An 18,950-nucleotide genomic window follows, 5' to 3' on the forward strand; every position below is an offset into this window, starting at 1 on the left:
GCTTCCTTCACACTGAAGTTTCTGGTCGAAAAGAGCGGCTGCTGTTGGAGATCAGACCTGTTTCAGCAAGTCTTCTCCCGGTACAGCATCACCATTTCACGGCGTAGCCGAGATTGAACGCCACGGCGTATCCGGCATCAAATGCGGCATTGAACGGTCCGTATTTGTTTTCTTCCACGGCCGGCAAATAGCTGATACCCACGCCGCCGCGCAGCTCACCGCCGATCTTGTCCTTCCACGAACCGCCAAGAGCCAGCGTCCAGCTTTCGCCCGTTGTATCCCAACCCGTTGCCACGCCCTGATCCCAGGTTACGCTGACACTGCCAGCCAGATCCTTGGTAAATTCATGGGCAATACCGCCGGTGATCGTCCAGCCATCGCGCCAATTATACTGGTCGGTCGTGCCGCCTGCATCCGATGTGACAATCAAAGACTTTGTGACGCTCCAGTCCGTCCATTGAACCGAGCTGAAAGCCAGCCAGCCGGGCGCAATGCCGCTCTGTAAGTCAAACTCGATATTCTGGGGCAGATTGCCGGATCCTTTGGCAGGAAAGTCCAGGCTCGGAACTGGCAGGCCGAGCAATTCGCCCGGCACGGTCAAGGTACCATCCGCACCATAGGAGGTTGCCGAACGGTATTTTAGCTCGGCGCGGAAGGCGATATCCGGAATGTCATAGGCTACGCCGAGGCGATATCCAATATCCTGCCCGCCAAGTGTAAGATTCAGGCCGCCGAAATCCTGGCGTTCATAGTCGAGCTGTTCGACGAATCCGCCGCCGATAAGATAGAAGTTGCCCTTGCCGGCATTGAACTTGACCGCGCATGTCGCGCCGAATTCATCGATATGGAATTTCTCCGCAAGTTTCCCGTCATAAGTCGGAGCTGCATATTTCTTGCTGCCGCCGTAAGGCTGGGTATAGGTCCCGGCGCAGCTGACCATATCTGTCAGTTTGAGTTTCACCGCAAAGGATGGAATGACGTAAGTCTCGTAGGGATCGGTGCCGACAAGATCCGGATTGGCGTTCTTTGAATATTTCTGGCTGGGACGGACAAAGGTCACGCCAGACCGCATATTGAAATTGCCTTCCTCAAAAAGGATTTCAGTGTCGGCTGTTCCGCGCGCAAAACCACCGGCTTGCGCATTTGTTGCGGCTCCGGCGAACAGTGCGCCCAAAAGCAAGGTTTTGAAAATCATCGGCTGCATAGGCTCCCCTCATAGCTGCACATATGATGTCGAAAACGCCCCGGATATCGCTATGCATTCGCCCGCCTGGACAGCGGAGCGGCAAACGATTTTGGTCACGCAATCATCAACCTCTTTTGCAGGTAACGCCCTCACGCTCTGCCAAACGGGTTGTTGTGATTGCGCTTCAGCGCCATCAAACAATCATGGTTGACCTACACTGCCGAAATACAAGAAAATTTCAAAGGTTCTCGACGGTCATGGGGAGGTTAATTCCGGCCAAAACTGTGCATGACGGAAAAAAGAAGCTGGATAAACATTATCAGCCCTCCGTTTGGCAACGCAAGGCTGGCCTCACACCGAGGAGACTATAAGCTTTTACGGTATGCGGATCGGTATGGCCCACTATCGCACCCCTGTATTGTGTTTCCAGTCAGGAGATGACTTGATACCGGTAAGACACGCAACGCAGCTTTGGGAGGAGCGGGATTGTGGGGGCTTGCGATTATATCGTGGTGGGGGCGGGGCCCGCCGGATGTGCCGTGGCATCGAGGCTGGCGCGGGCTTCGAATAATATCAGCGTCGCCCTGTTCGAAACGGGGCCAAGACACGCGCCGCACCGTTCCAACATACCGCTTGGTCTGGCCGCACTGGTTCCCCTCAAATCCCGGTTCAACTATGGCTATGAAACCACGCCACAGGCGGCGCTGAACGGCAGGCGCGGATATCAGCCACGCGGGCGCGGCGTTGGCGGCAGTAGCCTCATCAACGCCATGATCTATACGCGCGGACAGCCGGAGGATTATGATGCTTGGGCGGACCTCGGCTGCACGGGGTGGGGTTGGCAGGATGTGCTGCCCTATTTCAAGCGCTCGGAAAACAATGTGCGCGGCGCCGATGCATGGCATGGCGCAGATGGACCGCTGCATGTCAGTGAACTCTCCAATGAATGCCCGGCGACATCGGCTTTCATTAAAGCTGCCGTACAGGCAGGCTATCCGCGCAACGCAGATTTCAACGGCGCGGTGCAGGAGGGCGTCGGCCGCTATCAGGTTTTCCAGAAGAATGGTGCCCGCTACAATGCCGGACGTGCCTATCTCGACGCGGGCGACCCGATGCCCAACCTGCAAATCATCGCCAACACACAGGTTCGTCGCATCGTGTTTGACGGCCGCCGAGCCGTCGGAGTTGCCTATGGGTCTGCAGGCAGGGAAGAGATCATGGTCGCCAATCGCGAAATCATCATCTGCGGCGGCGCGTTCGGCTCACCGCAACTGCTGATGGTTTCAGGCATTGGTCCGGCGGATCACTTGCGTCAGAACAATATCGAAGTGGTGCACGATGCGCCTGACGTGGGTGGAATCTGCAGGACCATCTCGATTATATCCACAATGTGTGGGCGAAGGGTGCTGGCCTGTTTGGCATGACGCTGCCGGTACTGCTGCGCGGTGCAGGCGCGTTCGTAACCTATCTGTCCAAAGGCAAGGGGATGCTGACTTCCAACGCTGCCGAAACGGGCGGGTTCATCCGCAGCAGCCCAGATGTGACGCGGCCTGATCTTCAAGTGCATTTCTGCATCGGCTTTGTTGACGATCACAACCGCAAGCTTCATCTCGGCACAGGAATGGCACTGCATGTCTGTATCCTCAGGCCCAAGAGCCGGGGGACGGTGCGTCTGGCAAGCCCGGATATTGCCCACGCTCCCCTGATCGACCCGAATTTCCTGTCGCATCCGGAGGATTTGCAGATTCTCGTGCGTGGCGCGCGGCTGACACAGAAAATATTGGCTGCCCCCGCCCTCGCCGCTCTCAATGGCCGACCGCTTTACGGCACGGGAAACGAGGACGAAGAGGGACTTGTCGCTCTCATCCGCCAGCATTCCGATACGATCTACCACCCTGTCGGAACATGCCGCATGGGGGCGGATGCGCGGTCGGTCGTCGATCCTCAGCTGAAAGTACGCGGCGTGGAAGGCTTGCGCATTGCCGACGCCTCCATCATGCCAAATCTCATCAGCGGTAACACACAGGCACCATCAGTGATGATCGGGGAAAAGGCGGCCGATATGGTTCTTGGCAAGGCTGATCTGAATGTTTCCGGCTAAGATCGGCATCAATCTCGGGATACGTTGCTCTATTCTGGTCACGCTTCCGACAAGTTAAGTAGTCCCAGAGCAAATGAAACGGCAAGGAAGAGATGCTTGTCTAGGAACCAATGTGCCATAAATCACCGGCACTCTTCATGTTGCGGGCTGCGGTTGAAGGACCTTTTTGCATATGATGTGCGGATATTCATAAATGGCTTTTCGTATATCTGATAGCTGACGAAAGCGACTGGAAGCAATGCAAGAAAGCATATTAGCGCCCATACCTGTCCTGCATAATAATTAGAGATGTCCATGATGTGTCGATGCACATAATCTGCCATCCGAAAAACAACAAAAAAGTGCAGAAGGTAGAGAGAATAAGAATATTTTCCAATCCGAGCGACAAATTTCGATATTAGTCCCTGCGAATGCCTGAAAGACGCGTCGTAATAAGCAATTATCCAACCATAAAAGGCGCCTTCGATCGTCGGCATGATGATCCAGATAGGTCGCGGTGATGGATATTCCGGCATATGGTAGAGCCCGCCCATCCGGTCATACAGGTAGTAGAATAAGCAAAATGCAGTTGCTATCGCGAGAGCCAAGAAATGCTTTTTGATGAACAGAGATCGATAATGGTAAGCAAGTATGCCGAAGAGGAATTGGTCTAAACGGCCTACCAGTGTCCAGTATGCGGGCCAGAAGACCGTTCCGTTCTCGATGAACAAAAATGCTCGTAAGCCGATCGCCAAAATTATCGCCGCAAACAAGAGCCCGGGCGATTTTCGGCAGAGATAGAGAAGAAACGGCAATAACAGATAGAAATGGAATTCAACGGTTAAAGACCAGGCACCGTTCGGTAAAGTTGGCTCAATGATACCGTAAGGAAGAGTAGCCAGATAGGCGAGGACGTCGTTGCCAGCAAGATACAGCCGCACTCCTTCGGCAATGAGCACGATGATTAGAAGTGGCAAAAGCCTTAATGCCCTGCGCGATAAGAAAGTGAGATAATTTACGGAGCGGCCATCCAATATTTTTGCAAACAGGTACCCGCTGAGGGTCATAAAAAGTGCGACACCAGTGTGCCCTTCATCCAATAAAGCAAGTGGAAATACCGAAGGCGCACCTTCAAAAGGAACTGGATAACCGTTCGTGAAATGCAGGAAGTGCCAACTGAAAACCATAAAAGCCGCAAGTGCACGTATATGATCGAGCCCGATATCCCTCGTGCGTAGCTGCTGGTTTTCCATTACATCCCGGATTTTATTTGAAAGTTCGATATGTGCCAGCTATCTCAACCGGGTAGTCAATTCAATCACAATCCAACCCGACTGATCAAAAGTCACTCCGCAATGAATCTTGAGCGATTTTTTGCCGTTGATTGGACGTTAGCTCCGGGACAAATCTAAGGCAGCACAACTATCTCAGATTGGTATTGCCTTTCAACGGCATTGGGTAACTCTTCGAAGAAGATTAATGGCGAGGAATTTAAATGCTTCTTGGGCTAAAATGGAATGTCAGAAAATCACACGCAAATGACCAACTGCGTACAACCTGAAATTCGCCTTGTTTGGAAAGAAATGGTAGCGAAGGAGGGATTCGAACCCCCGACACAAGGATTATGATTCCTCTGCTCTAACCTACTGAGCTACTTCGCCCCATATGTCATGCGACCCGTGAACGGCTAGCCTGCAGATGAGGACCGGAGGACGCACTGTCAATTGACAGGGACGGGGCGGAAACATGTGGGGAGCAAGGGCCTGTCACGCAATCATCAACCTCTTTTTGCAGGTAACGCCCTCACGCTCTGCCAAACGGGTTGTTGTGATTGCGCTTCAGCGCCATCAAACAATCATGGTTTACCTACACTGCCGAAATGCCGGGAAATTTCAAAGGTTCTCGACGGTCATGGGCAGGTTAATTCCGGCCAAAATTGTGCATGACGGAAAAAAGAAGCTGGATAAACATTATCCGCCCTCCGTTTGGCAACGCAAGGCACGTGCCGACGCACAACATACGAGCTATCCCTGCACTCACGGCTCATAAGACTCTACCACTTGACAGCAGAGGGACCGAAGACGCAGAAAGTCTTGCCGTTCTCATCCGACGACATCCCAATACCACTCCGCCACACTATTTGCCGCCTTAACCAAAGAGTTGGATTTCGTGCTCTCAATGCGACCTGTGACTGGTGTTTCGCCCTTATCTTTTTATTGATTACGTGTGAATGCAAATTCGCCGGGATATCTACCGGTCCAGAAAGAACAGCCAATGCTTGCCGCCATCTTGAACAAGTTCCGCATCTGGTCTCCAGCGCAGCGCTCCATGATTGCGCGTTTTCCCGATCACACCGAAATTGCCAGTCGAGCTGTGGCCGTTCAGCAGGACCACAACCAGATTGTGGCCTTCTATACAAAAGATTCATTCTACGAACGCGAAGCCGAGCGGATGATAGCGTCCGTTACGCGTCTTGGTCTTAACGTATCTTCAACACCAATTGTCAGTACGGGCAGTTGGGTGCGCAATGCCTCCTTGAAAGCGGAATTTCTGTTCAACGAACGGCGATCAAAGCGGGGCCCACTCTTGTATGTTGATGTCGACGCGGTTTTCCATCGCGATCCCTGGCCTGCGTTGGCCGAACTGAAAGGGGATGTCGCGGTTTATTACGAACCATCGGATGGAAGGTTGATTGCCGCCACGATTCTCATCAACGATACGCCTGCTGCTCAACAGTTAATGGAGGCCTGGAAAGACCGTTGCAACAGCAACCCGGATATCTGGGATCAGGTCGTTCTTCAGGAAATCATTGAGGAAAATGCTGCTTCGGGCGTATTGCAGATCGATGTGCGACGCCTTTCATCCTCGTTTTGTTGGATTTTCGACAGGGTTTCGAATGAACCTGTCGAGACTGTTTACATTGAACAGTTGCAAGCCAGCCGTGAGGCAACACGAAAGAAGCGATGGTTTGGCCGCATCAACAAGCGGTTGGCGCGCCGCCGCGAAAGAGTAGAAGAAATTGAACGCATTCTCTTTGCTCCGGTTCAAGAGTCTGAATTCGCTAACGCGCAGAGTACGGTGCCCGAAAATCTCAAGCCAGTCGATTAGCGCGCTTGAAAAGCGCTAATCTGAAATTCGCCTTGTTTGGAAAGAAATGGTAGCGAAGGAGGGATTCGAACCCCCGACACAAGGATTATGATTCCTCTGCTCTAACCTACTGAGCTACTTCGCCCCATATGTCATGCGACCCGTGAACGGCTAGCCTGCAGATGAGGACCGGGGGACGCACTGTCAATTGACAGGGACGGGGCGGATATATGTGGGGAGCAAGGGCCTGTCAAGCAATCTTCTCCTTATCCAAGACTTGTGTTCGTTTCTTCCTGCGGATAATGGATGCCGAGATGAAAAAGGCTGAAAAGATGGCTCCACGGATTGCAGTGCTGGGTTGCGGCTATTGGGGCAGCAATCATATACGCACATTAAAGAGTCTTGGCGCTCTTTATGCCGTCTCGGATCAGAACAGTGATCGCGCTGCCGGCTTTGCTGCCGAGCAGAATGTTTTGCATATCGAAGTCGATGATTTGTTCACGCATCCGGACGTTGACGCCATCGTTATGGCATTGCCGCCGCAGTTTCATGCGGCCGCAGCGATTCGCGCTGTGAACAATGGCAAGGACGTTCTTGTCGAAAAACCGATTGCCCTCACCGTTCCCGATGCGGAAGCGGCCGTAAAGGCCGCGCGCGACAATGGCCGCGTCTTCATGGTCGGTCATGTGCTGCGGTTTCACCCGGCTTTTGAAAAACTGCTGGAGCTGATCAAGGCGGGTGACCTCGGCGACGTGCGTTATATCCATTCGCATCGCCTGGGCTTAGGCAAATTCCATACGGAAAACGATGCGCTGTGGGATCTTGCGCCGCATGACCTGTCGATGATCCTGGCCATTACCGGCACAGAGCCATTGGAAGTGCGCGGCGAAGGTGCCGCCGTGCTCGATCACTTGAGTGATTTCGCGCATCTGCATATGCGTTTTCCCAACAATATTCGCGGCCATCTGTTTGCCTCGCGTCTCAATCCCTATCGAGAGCGCCGCCTGACCGTTGTCGGAACCAAGGCCATGGCCGTGTTCGACGATATGGAACAATGGGACAAGAAGCTCGCGGTCTACAAACATTCGATCTGGCAGGACAATGGCCAGTGGGCCTCCACAACGGAAGAGCCAACCTATATCAAGATCGCTCAGGGCATGCCTTTGACGCGTGAGTGCCAGAATTTCATCGACAGCATCAACACCCGCAGCGAGCCGCTGACCGATGGCGAAGAGGCGATTCGCGTGCTGCGTATTCTGACAGCCGGAACAGTGGCACACGGCAAGGTGAGCTGAGCCATTTGGGACGACAATTGTGCGTGGTTCCACAAGCTCACCATGAGCGAGATGGTCGGCCGCACAGCCAATCAGAACTGTTGCAGAATCTTGCTCCCTGCAATCCTCACTCTCCCTAATGGTGAGCTTGTCGAACCACGCACGTTTGTGGCCGCCAGATTGCGCTTGACGTAAAGCGTTGTTACAAGGCCGGACAAACTTTGAACGACAATGTCTGGCAGACCTCCCGCTGTCCTTCTAAAGAGTTGTCTTGACCGTTTTCCGCGACGGATTCGCGGATATTTGATATTGGAGCAATGATGCAGTTCATCGATCTCGGCGCGCAGCGTGAACGGATTAGCGGCAAGCTTGACGCGGCAATCGCCAAAGTGGTGCGTGAAGGCAAATATATTCTCGGACCGGAAGTCGCCGAGTTCGAAAAGCGTCTGGGTGAATATCTCGGCGTTGAGCATGTGGTTGCCTGCGCCAATGGCACGGATGCGCTGCAGATTCCATTGATGGCACGCGGCATTGGTCCTGGCGACGCGGTGTTCTGCCCGAGCTTCACCTTTGCTGCAACAGCTGAAGTGGTTGCGCTGGTCGGCGCAGAGCCGGTCTTCGTCGATGTCGATGCCGATACCTACAATATCAATATCGAGCAGCTTGAAGCCGCTATCAAGGCAGTACTGGCGGAAGGCCGCCTGCAGCCGAAGGCGATTATCCCGGTTGATCTGTTCGGTCTTGCTGCCGACTACACGTCGGTTTCAGCTATTGCCGACAAGTACAACCTGTTCGTGATCGAAGATGCGGCTCAGTCCATCGGCGGCAAGCGTGACAATGCCATGTGCGGTGCCTTCGGCCATGTCGGCGCAACAAGCTTCTACCCGGCCAAGCCTTTGGGCTGCTATGGCGACGGCGGCGCCATGTTCACCAATGATGGTGCCTTGGCTGACATTCTTCGCTCCGTGCTGTTCCATGGCAAGGGTGAGACACAGTATGACAATGTCCGCATCGGCATGAATTCACGCCTCGATACAATACAGGCGGCGATCCTCATCGAAAAGCTGGCAATTCTGGAAGATGAAATGGAAGCGCGGCAGGTTGTGGCCAAGCGCTACGCCGATGGCCTGAAGAGCGTTGCCAAGGTCGCACACGTACCGACAGGTTCACGTTCGGCCTGGGCGCAATACGCCATCGAAACACAGAATCGCGATGCGTTGAAATCGCATCTGCAGGCCAATGGCATTCCATCCGTGATCTATTATGTGAAGCCGCTGCATCTGCAGGACGCTTACTCGCATTATATGCGCGCGCCAGGCGGGCTTGAAGTATCGGAAACGCTGCCGAAGAACATCTTGTGCCTGCCCATGCATCCTTATTTGAGTGAAGCAGATCAGGACCGGATTATCGGGACCATTCGCGATTTCCATGAGAAAAGCGCCGCTTAGGCGCTTTTAAAATCTGCATGAAATTGGTGCGTGGTTCGACAAGCTCACCATGAGGTAGAAGGAGGATTGCAGGGAGCTACTCTGCAATCTTGGCGCTTGGCTTCACAGCATCACTCTCCCTCATGGTGAGCTTGTCGAACCACGCACAATGTCAATGCAGCCTGCAACAATCAGCTCTTTGTCAGCCACTCATGCTCCACCGCATTGTGGAATTTCCACGTGCGCTTCGGGCCGGCCATGACATTGAGATAATAGAGATCGTAGCCGTGGCAGGCAGCGCAGGGATGATAGCCCTTGGGCACCATCACCACGTCGCCGTCCTCAATCGCCATGGCTTCATCCAGTGACCGGTCATCCGTATAGACCCGCTGGAAGGCGAAACCCTGCGGCGGATTGAGGCGGTGATAGTACGTCTCTTCCAGATAGGACTCCGCTGGCAGATTGTCCTGATCATGCTTGTGCGGCGGGTAGCTTGATGTATGCCCGCCCGGGGTGATCACTTCGACAACCAGCAGTGAATCGGCAGGCTCGCCTTCCGGCAGGATATTCGTCACGTAGCGCGTATTTGTGCCCTTGCCGCGGGTTTCCTGCCCCAAATCATTCGGCGCGATGACACGAACCGGAATATCCCCGCCAAGGCTTGGTGCGGAGCAGACGGCAAGTTCCAGCGCCGTATCGGCAACAACGGACCAGTCGCAATTGGCCGGCATGTAAATGGACCACGGCTTACCCTCGAACGGGGACATGCGTTCGCCCAGCAAACCAAGATCGTGCCCATTCACCTGCGCAAAACCTTTGCCGGTGACAAACACGAGGCAGATTTCCTTGTCGCCGCTGCGGCCCGCAATGGTCTCCCCCGGCGTGGCGCGATGCAGATCAAAGCCGACATAGGTCCAGCCAGCGGTCTCGGGCGTTACATGCGCCACATGGCCGGTGCCGGCTTTTGCCTTGAGCAACAATTTCGACATGGTTCTATTCCTCTTTTTCATCCGCATCCGCCGGTTTGACCGGTTCGGATGCATCGAAGGCTATGAAAAACTGCCAGATGCCATAACCGGCAAAACCAAGCGCTATCGTCCCCCAGAACGGTGTGCCTGTGACGAATTCGAAGATGGCCCATGCAAAGCAAAAGGCCACCACGGCAACGCGCCGCCACAGGGGACGAAAAAACGGATGCTTGGAATCGCTGGTCAAACCAATCCTGCCTCTTTGATGAAGCGGCTGAGATTGGCGTGGCCGAGCTTGGAATAAACGGCTGGATCGGCCTTTTCAGGGTCCTGCTCTGCCTCGACAACAACCCAGCCGCTATAGCCTTTGAGTTCTTTCAGGACACGAACATAGTCGATCATGCCATCGCCCGGAACCGTATAAACGCCAGCAAGGACAGAATCGAGGAAGGACCAGTCTTCGCGGTTCGACTGCCACATGACGGCCTCGCGGATATCCTTGCAATGGACGTGACTGATGCGCGCCTTGTAATGCCGCGCCAGACGCGCCGGATCGCCGCCGCCCCATGTGGCGTGGCCCGTATCAAGCAGCAGGTGCACAGCTTCGCCCGTAACTTCCATGAAGCGGTCAATCTCAGCTTCGGTTTGAACGACAGTGCCCATGTGGTGGTGATAGACAACCTGCAGGCCGTAGATCTTTTTGATGGCCTCAGCAAAAGCCGTATAGCGCTCGCCGAAAGCCGTCCAGGCCGACTTTTCCAAAACCGGACGTGCTGAAAGAGGCAGGTCCTTGTTGGAATGAATGGCATTGGATGTTTCAGCAGCGATGAGCACCGTGCAGCCCATTTCCTTCAACAGGGTTGCATGGCCAACAACGGCCTTGAGCTCTGCCTCGACATCGCGGACGAGAAGCTCGGTCGAATACCAGCCGCTGACCAGACTATGGCCAAAAGCATCGAGGATCGGACGCAGCTTGTCGGCAGTGCGCGGAAACTTGTTGCCAAGCTCCATACCGGTAAAACCGGCCGCCTTTGCCTGTTCAAGACAGGTTTCCAGCGGGATATTGCCGCCAATTTCCAGCATGTCATCATTGGACCAGCCGATTGGGTTTGCCCCGATACGGATCATTCTTGTCTTCCTTTGGTTGTTCTGTGTGATGAAATTATGCCAGCCAAAGAGCGGTGAACAAAACCTTCACCCCCTCTGTCCTGTCGGACATCTCCCCCACAAGGGGGGAGATCAAGCCTGCATCAATGGCATCGATTATCTTAAACAGTGGTTGGTGAAAAAAAATTGCTGTGAGAGCTGATCTCCCCCGTTGCGGGGGGGCCGAAGGACGGGCGAGACCCGTGGCTCGCCCCGGAAAGCGACAGGACAGAGGGGGGTGAATCGATTGACGCAAAATCATGATCGCCTAGTCACCGACCCGCTGCATTTTCAGTTTCTCTTCATAGGCCTTGCGCGCGTCATTGACCTGCGGGCGCTGGCTCACTTCCGGCACCGCCACATCCCACCAGGTACCACCCGCATCCGTTGAGATCAGCGGATCGGTATCAATGACGATAACTGTGGTCCGGTCGTTCTGCTTGGCCCGTGTCAAGGCGCTCTCCAGCTCGGCTATCGAGGCAACTTTCTCGGCAATTGCACCAAGGCTCCTGGCGTGGCCGACAAAATCGACATCCGGCAGTATCTCGTGCTTGCTGTCCTTCAGCAGGTTGTTGAAGTTCGCGCCGCCCGTGCCCATCTGCAGCCGGTTGATGCAGCCAAAACCGCGATTATCAAGCAGGACGATGTTGATCTTCTGCCCCAGCATGACAGATGTGGCGATTTCAGAATTCAGCATCAGGTAAGAGCCGTCGCCAATCATGACTACCACTTCTTCGTCCGGCTTGGCCATTTTTGCACCAAGACCACCGGCAATCTCATAGCCCATGCAGGAGAAGCCATATTCGGCATGGTATGAGCCCGGCGCACCCGCCTGCCACAGTTTGTGCATTTCGCCGGGTAAACCACCCGCCGCGTGCAGCACGGTAGCTTCACTGCCCATGGTCCGCTGCACGGCGCCGATCACCTGCGCATCCGAAGGTAGGGCCGCATTGGTAGGGTCCGTGACCTTGGCAGCAGCCTTTTGCCAGTCGGCCTTGCCTTGTTTGGCATTTTCGGTCCAGCTTGCGGGAGCCTTGTAACCGGCAGCCGCAGCGGCGAGTTCCAACAGGCCTTCCTTCGCATCGGCCACAAGAGCCGCGGCACGGTGCTTGCCCGCATCAAAGGGCTGAACATTGAGACCAATGAACTTCTTGCCGGCATTGCGGAACAAGGCCCATGATCCCGTGGTGAAATCCTGCAGCCGCGTGCCAACAGCCAATATCACATCGGCCTCTTCGGCAAGGCGGTTGGCAGCCTCCGTGCCGGTTACGCCGATAGCCGCCATGTTCAACGGATGATTGTCCGGCAGAGATGACTTGCCGCCCTGTGTTTCGCACACAGGAATACCCGCCGCTTCGACGAAAGCCTTCAATTCATTCGACGCCTGCGAATAGATGACGCCGCCGCCTGCAATCACCAGCGGCTTCTTGGCACCCTTCAACAGTTCAACAGCGGTCGCCAGTTCTTCGCGATCCGGGCGCGGGCGGCGTTGCGCCCATACGCGTTCATCAAAGAAGCTTTCCGGATAGTCGTAAGCCTCTGCCTGCACATCCTGACACAGTGCCAAGGTAACCGGGCCGCATTCGGCAGGATCGGTCAACACAGCCATCGTCCGCGCCAAAGCCGGAATAATCTGTTCCGGCCGGGTGATACGATCGAAATAGCGTGAGACGGGGCGGAAGCAATCATTGGCGGAAACCGTACCATCGCCAAAGCTTTCCACCTGCTGCAACACCGGATCGGGAATGCGATTGGCGAAAACATCGCCGGGGAGCAGCAGCAGCGGCAGTCGATTAACATGCGCCAGGGCGGCAGCGGTGACCATATTGGTCGCACCCGGCCCAACCGAGCTTGTCACTGCCATCATACGGCGCCGGAAACTGGCCTTGGCAAAGGCAATGGCCGCATGCGCCATCGCCTGTTCATTGTGGGCGCGATAGGTCGGCAACTCTTCCCGGACCTGATACAGCGCTTCGCCGATACCCGCGACATTGCCATGCCCGAAAATGGCCCAGACACCAGCAAAGACCGGAAGCTTCTTGCCATCGATCACAGTCATCTGGTTGGCAAGGAAGCGCGTCAGTGCCTGCGCCATCGTCAGGCGTATCGTCTTGGTCATATCAATCTCCTCCCGGCCTATCTGTATATTGCCTATGCCGCTTGTTGCTTGCGACTGGCAAGCCAGGCTCCGGTTAATTTTTCGAAACGATCCGCCATCTCGGCAATAGCAGCCTCATCGGACATACGGCCGGCAAGCCATTGTTCGGCGGTCTCCATGAAAAGAGTGCGCCCGACCGCAAAGCCTTTTACCACAGGCGTACTGGCAGTTGCAGCGAAAGCAGCCTCAAGTTCATCCTGCGGCGCTTCCAGCCCAAGCAGGACAACGCCCCGGCACCATGGATCATTCTTTTCGATCACAGCCTCGATGTTCTTCCACGCAGTGGCCGACGCCTGCGGCTCCAGCTTCCACCAGTCCGGCTTGATACCAAGAGCATAGAGTTCTTCCAGTGCCCGCGTAATCGTCTTGTCATCCAGCGAACCATGTTTACCAGCGATGATTTCGATCAACAGTTCGCGGCCGACCTTCCGGGCTGCTTCGAACAATGTACGCAATTTGGCCTGCTGTTCCGCTTTCAGTTCGGCCGGATCGTCCGGGTGATAAAAGCAAAGGCATTTGATGCAATGGTCTACCGGCCATTCGGCCAATTGGGAGCCGATATCCTGCGAGAATTCAAAACGCAGCGGACGCGAGCCGGGCAATTCAACCGGCCGCCCCAGCCAATCGAAATTGTGCCGGGCAAACTCGAACATGGCTTCGCGGCCAAACTTTTCATCCAGCAGCATGCCGTAGCCACTGCGGCCATTGGCGACCTTCGCTGCTGCCTTGACCGCGAGTTCCTTGAACGCCTGTACCTTGCTGATATCAGCGCCAAGCTTCTGCGACAGATCTTCAAGCTGTACCCGATGATCAATGGCAAACGCCATCATCGATGGAATGTCATGGCGGCGGGTGGTTGCCCAATGCACATGATTAATCGCTTCGTCCTTGCGCAAGGCATGCTGCGGGCTGCCATTTTTCAGAAAGAATTGCAGTTCTTCGAATGTTGGGATTTCCGGCGAGCAAAGCAGCCGCGATACGGCAAAAGCACCGCAGGCATTGGCCCATGTCGCCGCAGTTGCCAATGTTTCGCCGCCAAGCCAGCCGCGCAGGAAACCGGACATGAAGGCATCGCCCGCGCCGAGCACATTGAACACTTCAATCGGGAAACCCTTGCCGACAATACCGTCTTCAAGATTGTCGGAAATTGCTCCTTCATACACGATACAGCCCATCGGCCCGCGCTTGAGCACGATGATCGCATTGGCGGAAAGCGCGCGAATGGTCTTCAGCGCTGCGAGAAGGTCCGCCTCCCCCGAGGCGATCAGCACTTCTTCTTCAGTTCCGACAATGAGATCACAATCGGCCAGCACCGTTTTCAAATGGCTGGATACCGCATCCGAGGCAATGTAACGGCTATCGCCATCACCGTGTCCCGCAAGTCCCCAGAGATTGGGGCGGTAGTCGATATCAAACACCACTTTGCCGCCCGCTTCCTTCATCAGACGGATTGCCTTGCGCTGGGCGGCGTCGGTGTTGGGCTTGGAAAAATGTGTCCCCGTCACCACCACGGCGCGCGCTGAGTTGATGAAATCGGGATCAACATCATCTTCATTCAGCGCCATGTCGGCACAGTTTTCACGGTAGAAAATCAGCGGGAAACTTTTGTCGTTCTCAACGGACAGGATCACCAGCGCCGACAGACGCTCTGCATCCGTAATGACACCGTCCACTGCAACGCCTTCGCGCAGCATCTGCTCGCGGATAAAACGCCCCATCTGTTCGTTGCCGACGCGGCTCAAAAGCGCCGAACGCAGCCCGAGCCGCGCGGTGCCAATGGCGATATTGGCCGGACAACCGCCAACGGATTTGGCAAAGGAAGCGATGTCTTCAAGGCGCGAACCAATCTGCTGACCGTAAAGGTCAACTGATGAGCGGCCAATTGTAATGACATCAAGCTTTTTGCCTGTTTCAGCGCTGCCCATGATGTTCCTCCCGATATGCTGATCTATCCCGCTGAAGACAGGCCGGGAACTTTTCCTTATGAAATAATAATTCTATCAAATCGTCAATATGGAATGTATGTTCTTTTTAGTTTTCTCCGCGTTTCATTTGCAAAATGATTGTGCGTGGTTCGTGGTTCGACAAGCTCACCATGAGGGAGAGCGGGGACTGCAGGTGCTGTCCTGCAATGTTGCCGATTAGTATTGCAGCTACCATCTCCCTCATGGTGAGCTTGTCGAACCACGAACCACGAACCACGCACAATAGTCTTACAACATTTATTCTACAGGCCGCGCCGCCGCTCCGCCACGCTGACAGTCAAAGCCATCGCCAGCGCCATGGTGCCGGACAATGAGCGGAAACCGGAAAAGTCCCCCTCCGCCGCCTCAAACCAGACTGATGCCGACTGGGCCAGCGGGGAAAATGCACTATCGGTGATCGCCACAACCGGCACTCCCCGCGCTGCCAAAGCTGCCGCATGCTCAATGGTTGCCGATGCATAGGGTGAAAAACTGATAGCGATGGCCGCATCGCGCGGTTCGGCAAATGACAGGATTTCCGGATCGATCCCCGCCGTTGATTCAATCAGCTGATTACGGATTTTGAGCTTGCCGAAGGCATAAGCCATATAGGCGGTGATCGGATAGGACCGGCGGCGGGCAAGGAGATAAATCGTTTCGGCCTTTGCCAAGATCTCCACCGCGTCTTCAAGCGTATTCTCTTCCACCTTGCGGGAAATGGTCTCGATTGATTGGCTGGCAGCGTTCAAAAAACCATTGAGAATAACCCGATTTTTGGACAGACCTGACGTGTCGCCACGCAACCCGGATAGCCGCTCTTCATAGGTTCCCTGCCGTTCACGCAAGCGTTCGCGAAACACCGATTGTAGACTGGTGAAGCCATCAAAACCCAGATGCTGGGCAAAACGAATGAGCGTCGAAGGTTGTACGCCAGCTGACTGAGCGATGCTCGCCGCTGTGCCAAAAGCGATCTCATCAGGGTTGCTCAGCGCATAGGCGGCAATCTGCGCCAGCCGTTTCGGCAGCGTTTGCCGGCGATCAAGGATCAGCGTGCGCAATGCATCAAAGTCCTGCGGCAAGGATGCCTGAATAACCGTGCTGCCCATTGCGAATCGTTCCCCTTGGTATTGCGACGCTATGGTGAGACTAACAAAATAACCCGGCATACAAAACGGATCAGTTATTCCATTTTTGTTTGTTATAGATTACTTCAATCAATATCTGCAAGGGATGCGATTATCCCTGGATGTCGTGGGAGTGAAGACATGTCAGGTCATGGAAATACGCGTGCGCTGGGTGTTGGGCTGATCGGGACAGGATTCATGGGCAAATGCCACGCCTTGGCCTGGAATTCTGTCCGCGCTGTTTTCGGTGACGTTCCCCCCGTTAATCTGGTGCATCTGGGTGAAGCCAATGCTGACCTTGCCCGGCAACGCGCCGATGAGTTCGGTTTCAGCAAGGCGTCGGGTGACTGGCGCGCAGTTGTTAATGATCCCGACGTCGACATTGTCTCCATAACCACGCCCAATCAGTTCCATCCGGAAATGGCGCTGGCAGCCCTGCAAGCCGGCAAACACGTCTGGTGCGAAAAGCCTATGGCGCCCGCATTCGACGATGCCAAGGCCATGACGGATGCCGCCAAACAATCCGGCAAGGTCGCCGCTCTTGGGTACAATTACATTCAGGGTCCAGCTATTCGCCACATCCGCCAGTTGCTTGCGGAAAAGATCATCGGCGACGTCAACCATCTGCGTATCGAGATGGATGAGGATTTTATGGCTGATCCGGACGCGCTGTTCTATTGGAAACACGCTGCAACCTCCGGTTACGGCGCGCTTGATGATTTCGCAGTTCATCCTCTCTCGTTGCTATGGGCCTTGTTTGGCCGGGTGAGCGGGGTCATGTGCGACATGTCGCGACCCTATGCTGAGCGCAAGACCGAAGACGGCAAGTCACGCGCGGTCGAAACCTATGACAGCGCCAGCGTGCTTTTGCATATGGAGAATGGCGTCGCCGGGACGCTGCAGGTGAACCGTTCCGCATGGGGCCGCAAAGGCCGCATCGCGTTGCAGATTTTTGGCTCGAAGGGATCAATTCTGTTCGATCAGGAGCGCGCCAACGAGTTTCAGCTCTACGTCACGGCAGACCGACCGACCGAGCAGGGCTACCGCACGATCCTGACCGCCCCGCATCACGATCCCTATGGCCGGTTTATCCCCGCTCCGGGCCACGGCCTCGGTTTCAATGACCTGAAAATCATCGAGTGCCATGAGCTGATCAAACGCATCAATGGTCAGGACGCACATCTGATCGGGTTTGAAGAAGGACTGGAAATCGAGCGCACCGTCCACGCCATGGCCCGTTCGTTCAATGAACAGCGCTGGGTTGATGTGCGGTAAAACTTGAACAACGAGTTGCAATGCCCGATGCCGATTATCTCCCCCTTGCGGGGAGAAAGCGATTTCGGCATCTTAGCGAGCGCAGCGAAGCTCAAGTGCCAGAAATCGCAAGAGAGGGGATTTAATCAAAAACTTCCCTCTCACTTGGATTTTCTAAGGATTTAGCGAAAGGGCTAAATCCAAGAAAATCCGTTCTCTCCCACAAGGGGAGAGATATCGGAGATAAACCACGAAACTCAAACCGTGATCGTCTTGCCTTCCTTGACCGAACGCAACGCTGCGTCGGCAAGTGCCAGAGCAATCAACCCGTCTTTGCCGCTTGGAGCAGCCTTGGCGCCGGTTGCAATCGCATTGATAAACGCAGTGATTTCATTGGCATAGGCTTCCGTGTAGCGCGTCATGAAGAAATCATGCAGCGGCGGACGGGTATAGCCGGAACCATTGGCGATCTCGATCGAAACCGGCCGTTGGTTTTCCGCCGCAACCATGCCCTTGGAGCCATGCACTTCAATACGCTGATCGTAGCCATAGGTGGCGCGGCGCGAATTGGAAATGACACACTGCTTGCCGGAAGCCGTGGACAGAATCACTGAAACGCTATCGTAATCTCCCAGCTCGCCGATCTTCTTGTCCACCAGCACCGAAGCATGGGCTGTAACAGCGACTGGATCTTCGCCGAGCAGGAAACGGGCCATATCGAAATCGTGGATGGTCATGTCGCGGAAGATTCCGCCGGAACGAGTGATGTATTCGGCAGGCGGTGCGCCCGGATCACGCGAGGTGATCGTGACCATCTCGACCGCGCCGATGGAACCATCGTCAATAGCCTTGCGCACAGCGGCAAAGTGCGGATCGAAGCGGCGGTTGAAACCGACCATCAGAGTCGCCTTGGTTTCATCGACAACCGCAAGACATTCTTCAACGCGCTTGACGTTCAGATCGATCGGCTTTTCGCAGAAGATGGCCTTGCCGGCGCGGGCGAAACGCTCGATCAGATCCGCATGCGTATCGGTTGGCGTGCAGATGATGACCGCATCGATATCGCCTGCTTTTTCGATCTCATCAATGGTGCGGATTTCGCAACCATAGGCCGCAGAAATGTCCTTGGCTGCCTGCTCGAAAGCATCTGCTACCGCAACAAGTTGCGCCTGCGGATTGGATATCACGGCCTTCGCGTGCACCTTGCCGATACGGCCCGCACCGAGCAGACCAAAGCGTACAGTCATTTCATTACCTCTTGGAAAGAAGCCCGGATGGGTTC

Annotated in this window: 15 protein-coding genes and 2 tRNA genes; 6 read left to right on the forward strand and 11 right to left on the reverse strand. The window is 55.1% G+C overall.

Annotated features, from left to right (window positions below):
* Positions 1-88: 88 nt before the first annotated feature.
* Entirely contained in the window at positions 89-1,204 is a 1,116-nt protein-coding gene (locus tag HB779_RS19800) for an OmpP1/FadL family transporter (RefSeq protein ID WP_244642432.1), read from the reverse strand.
* 521 nt (positions 1,205-1,725) lie between these two features.
* On the opposite strand from HB779_RS19800, the gene HB779_RS25785 reads away from it, so the two are divergent.
* A complete protein-coding gene (locus HB779_RS25785; protein ID WP_371823877.1) occupies positions 1,726-2,610 on the forward strand; it encodes a GMC family oxidoreductase in 885 nt (294 codons plus the stop codon).
* On the forward strand, positions 2,607-3,287 hold the full coding sequence (locus HB779_RS25790; RefSeq protein WP_371823878.1) for a GMC family oxidoreductase: 681 nt from the start codon (positions 2,607-2,609) through the stop codon (positions 3,285-3,287). The genes HB779_RS25785 and HB779_RS25790 overlap by 4 nt, the downstream gene beginning before the upstream one ends.
* A 122-nt stretch (positions 3,288-3,409) precedes the next feature.
* On the opposite strand, the gene HB779_RS19810 is transcribed toward HB779_RS25790, so the two are convergent.
* The gene (locus HB779_RS19810) at positions 3,410-4,519 is read right to left on the reverse strand and encodes an acyltransferase (protein WP_188343934.1); all 1,110 of its coding nucleotides are present in this window, start codon (positions 4,517-4,519) and stop codon (positions 3,410-3,412) included.
* A gap of 331 nt (positions 4,520-4,850) precedes the next feature.
* Positions 4,851-4,927, reverse strand: a tRNA-Met gene (locus HB779_RS19815).
* Between the two features lie 613 nt (positions 4,928-5,540).
* On the opposite strand from HB779_RS19815, the gene HB779_RS19820 reads away from it, so the two are divergent.
* The gene (locus HB779_RS19820; protein WP_244642433.1) at positions 5,541-6,374 is read left to right on the forward strand and encodes a putative nucleotide-diphospho-sugar transferase; all 834 of its coding nucleotides are present in this window, start codon (positions 5,541-5,543) and stop codon (positions 6,372-6,374) included.
* Between the two features lie 47 nt (positions 6,375-6,421).
* On the opposite strand, the gene HB779_RS19825 is transcribed toward HB779_RS19820, so the two are convergent.
* Positions 6,422-6,498 (reverse strand) — tRNA-Met (locus HB779_RS19825).
* 187 nt (positions 6,499-6,685) lie between these two features.
* Between HB779_RS19825 and HB779_RS19830 the strand changes: the two genes are divergently transcribed.
* Positions 6,686-7,648 carry a Gfo/Idh/MocA family protein gene (locus HB779_RS19830; RefSeq protein WP_188346026.1) on the forward strand — a complete coding sequence of 321 codons (963 nt, stop codon included), beginning with the start codon at positions 6,686-6,688 and terminating at the stop codon, positions 7,646-7,648.
* A gap of 299 nt (positions 7,649-7,947) precedes the next feature.
* The gene (locus tag HB779_RS19835) at positions 7,948-9,075 is read left to right on the forward strand and encodes a DegT/DnrJ/EryC1/StrS aminotransferase family protein (protein ID WP_188343935.1); all 1,128 of its coding nucleotides are present in this window, start codon (positions 7,948-7,950) and stop codon (positions 9,073-9,075) included.
* A gap of 170 nt (positions 9,076-9,245) precedes the next feature.
* On the opposite strand, the gene iolB is transcribed toward HB779_RS19835, so the two are convergent.
* The 6 genes from iolB to HB779_RS19865 all read right to left on the reverse strand — a co-directional run bounded on the left by iolB (position 9,246) and on the right by HB779_RS19865 (position 16,396).
* On the reverse strand, positions 9,246-10,043 hold the full coding sequence (gene iolB, locus HB779_RS19840; protein ID WP_188343936.1) for a 5-deoxy-glucuronate isomerase: 798 nt from the start codon (positions 10,041-10,043) through the stop codon (positions 9,246-9,248).
* A gap of 4 nt (positions 10,044-10,047) precedes the next feature.
* Positions 10,048-10,269, reverse strand: a complete 222-nt coding sequence (locus HB779_RS19845; RefSeq protein ID WP_188343937.1) for a DUF3329 domain-containing protein — start codon at positions 10,267-10,269, stop codon at positions 10,048-10,050.
* On the reverse strand, positions 10,266-11,150 hold the full coding sequence (gene iolE / locus HB779_RS19850) for a myo-inosose-2 dehydratase (RefSeq protein WP_188343938.1): 885 nt from the start codon (positions 11,148-11,150) through the stop codon (positions 10,266-10,268). The genes HB779_RS19845 and iolE overlap by 4 nt, the downstream gene beginning before the upstream one ends.
* Before the next feature lie 286 nt (positions 11,151-11,436).
* Positions 11,437-13,287, reverse strand: a complete 1,851-nt coding sequence (gene iolD / locus HB779_RS19855; RefSeq protein WP_188343939.1) for a 3D-(3,5/4)-trihydroxycyclohexane-1,2-dione acylhydrolase (decyclizing) — start codon at positions 13,285-13,287, stop codon at positions 11,437-11,439.
* A gap of 32 nt (positions 13,288-13,319) precedes the next feature.
* Positions 13,320-15,251 (reverse strand): 5-dehydro-2-deoxygluconokinase, encoded by a 1,932-nt coding sequence (iolC, locus tag HB779_RS19860; RefSeq protein ID WP_188343940.1) that lies wholly within the window; start codon positions 15,249-15,251, stop codon positions 13,320-13,322.
* A 302-nt stretch (positions 15,252-15,553) separates the two neighbouring features.
* The gene (locus HB779_RS19865; RefSeq protein WP_188343941.1) at positions 15,554-16,396 is read right to left on the reverse strand and encodes a MurR/RpiR family transcriptional regulator; all 843 of its coding nucleotides are present in this window, start codon (positions 16,394-16,396) and stop codon (positions 15,554-15,556) included.
* A 159-nt stretch (positions 16,397-16,555) separates the two neighbouring features.
* Between HB779_RS19865 and HB779_RS19870 the strand changes: the two genes are divergently transcribed.
* A complete protein-coding gene (locus HB779_RS19870; RefSeq protein WP_188343942.1) occupies positions 16,556-17,689 on the forward strand; it encodes a Gfo/Idh/MocA family protein in 1,134 nt (377 codons plus the stop codon).
* Positions 17,690-17,925: 236 nt separating this feature from the next.
* Here HB779_RS19870 and iolG read toward each other — a convergent pair whose 3' ends face one another.
* Complete coding sequence (iolG, locus tag HB779_RS19875) at positions 17,926-18,915, reverse strand: inositol 2-dehydrogenase (protein WP_188343943.1); 990 nt, start codon at positions 18,913-18,915, stop codon at positions 17,926-17,928.
* Positions 18,916-18,950: the final 35 nt, after the last annotated feature.

It is taken from the genome of Phyllobacterium sp. 628 (genome assembly GCF_014189505.1).
Lineage (GTDB): Bacteria > Pseudomonadota > Alphaproteobacteria > Rhizobiales > Rhizobiaceae > Phyllobacterium.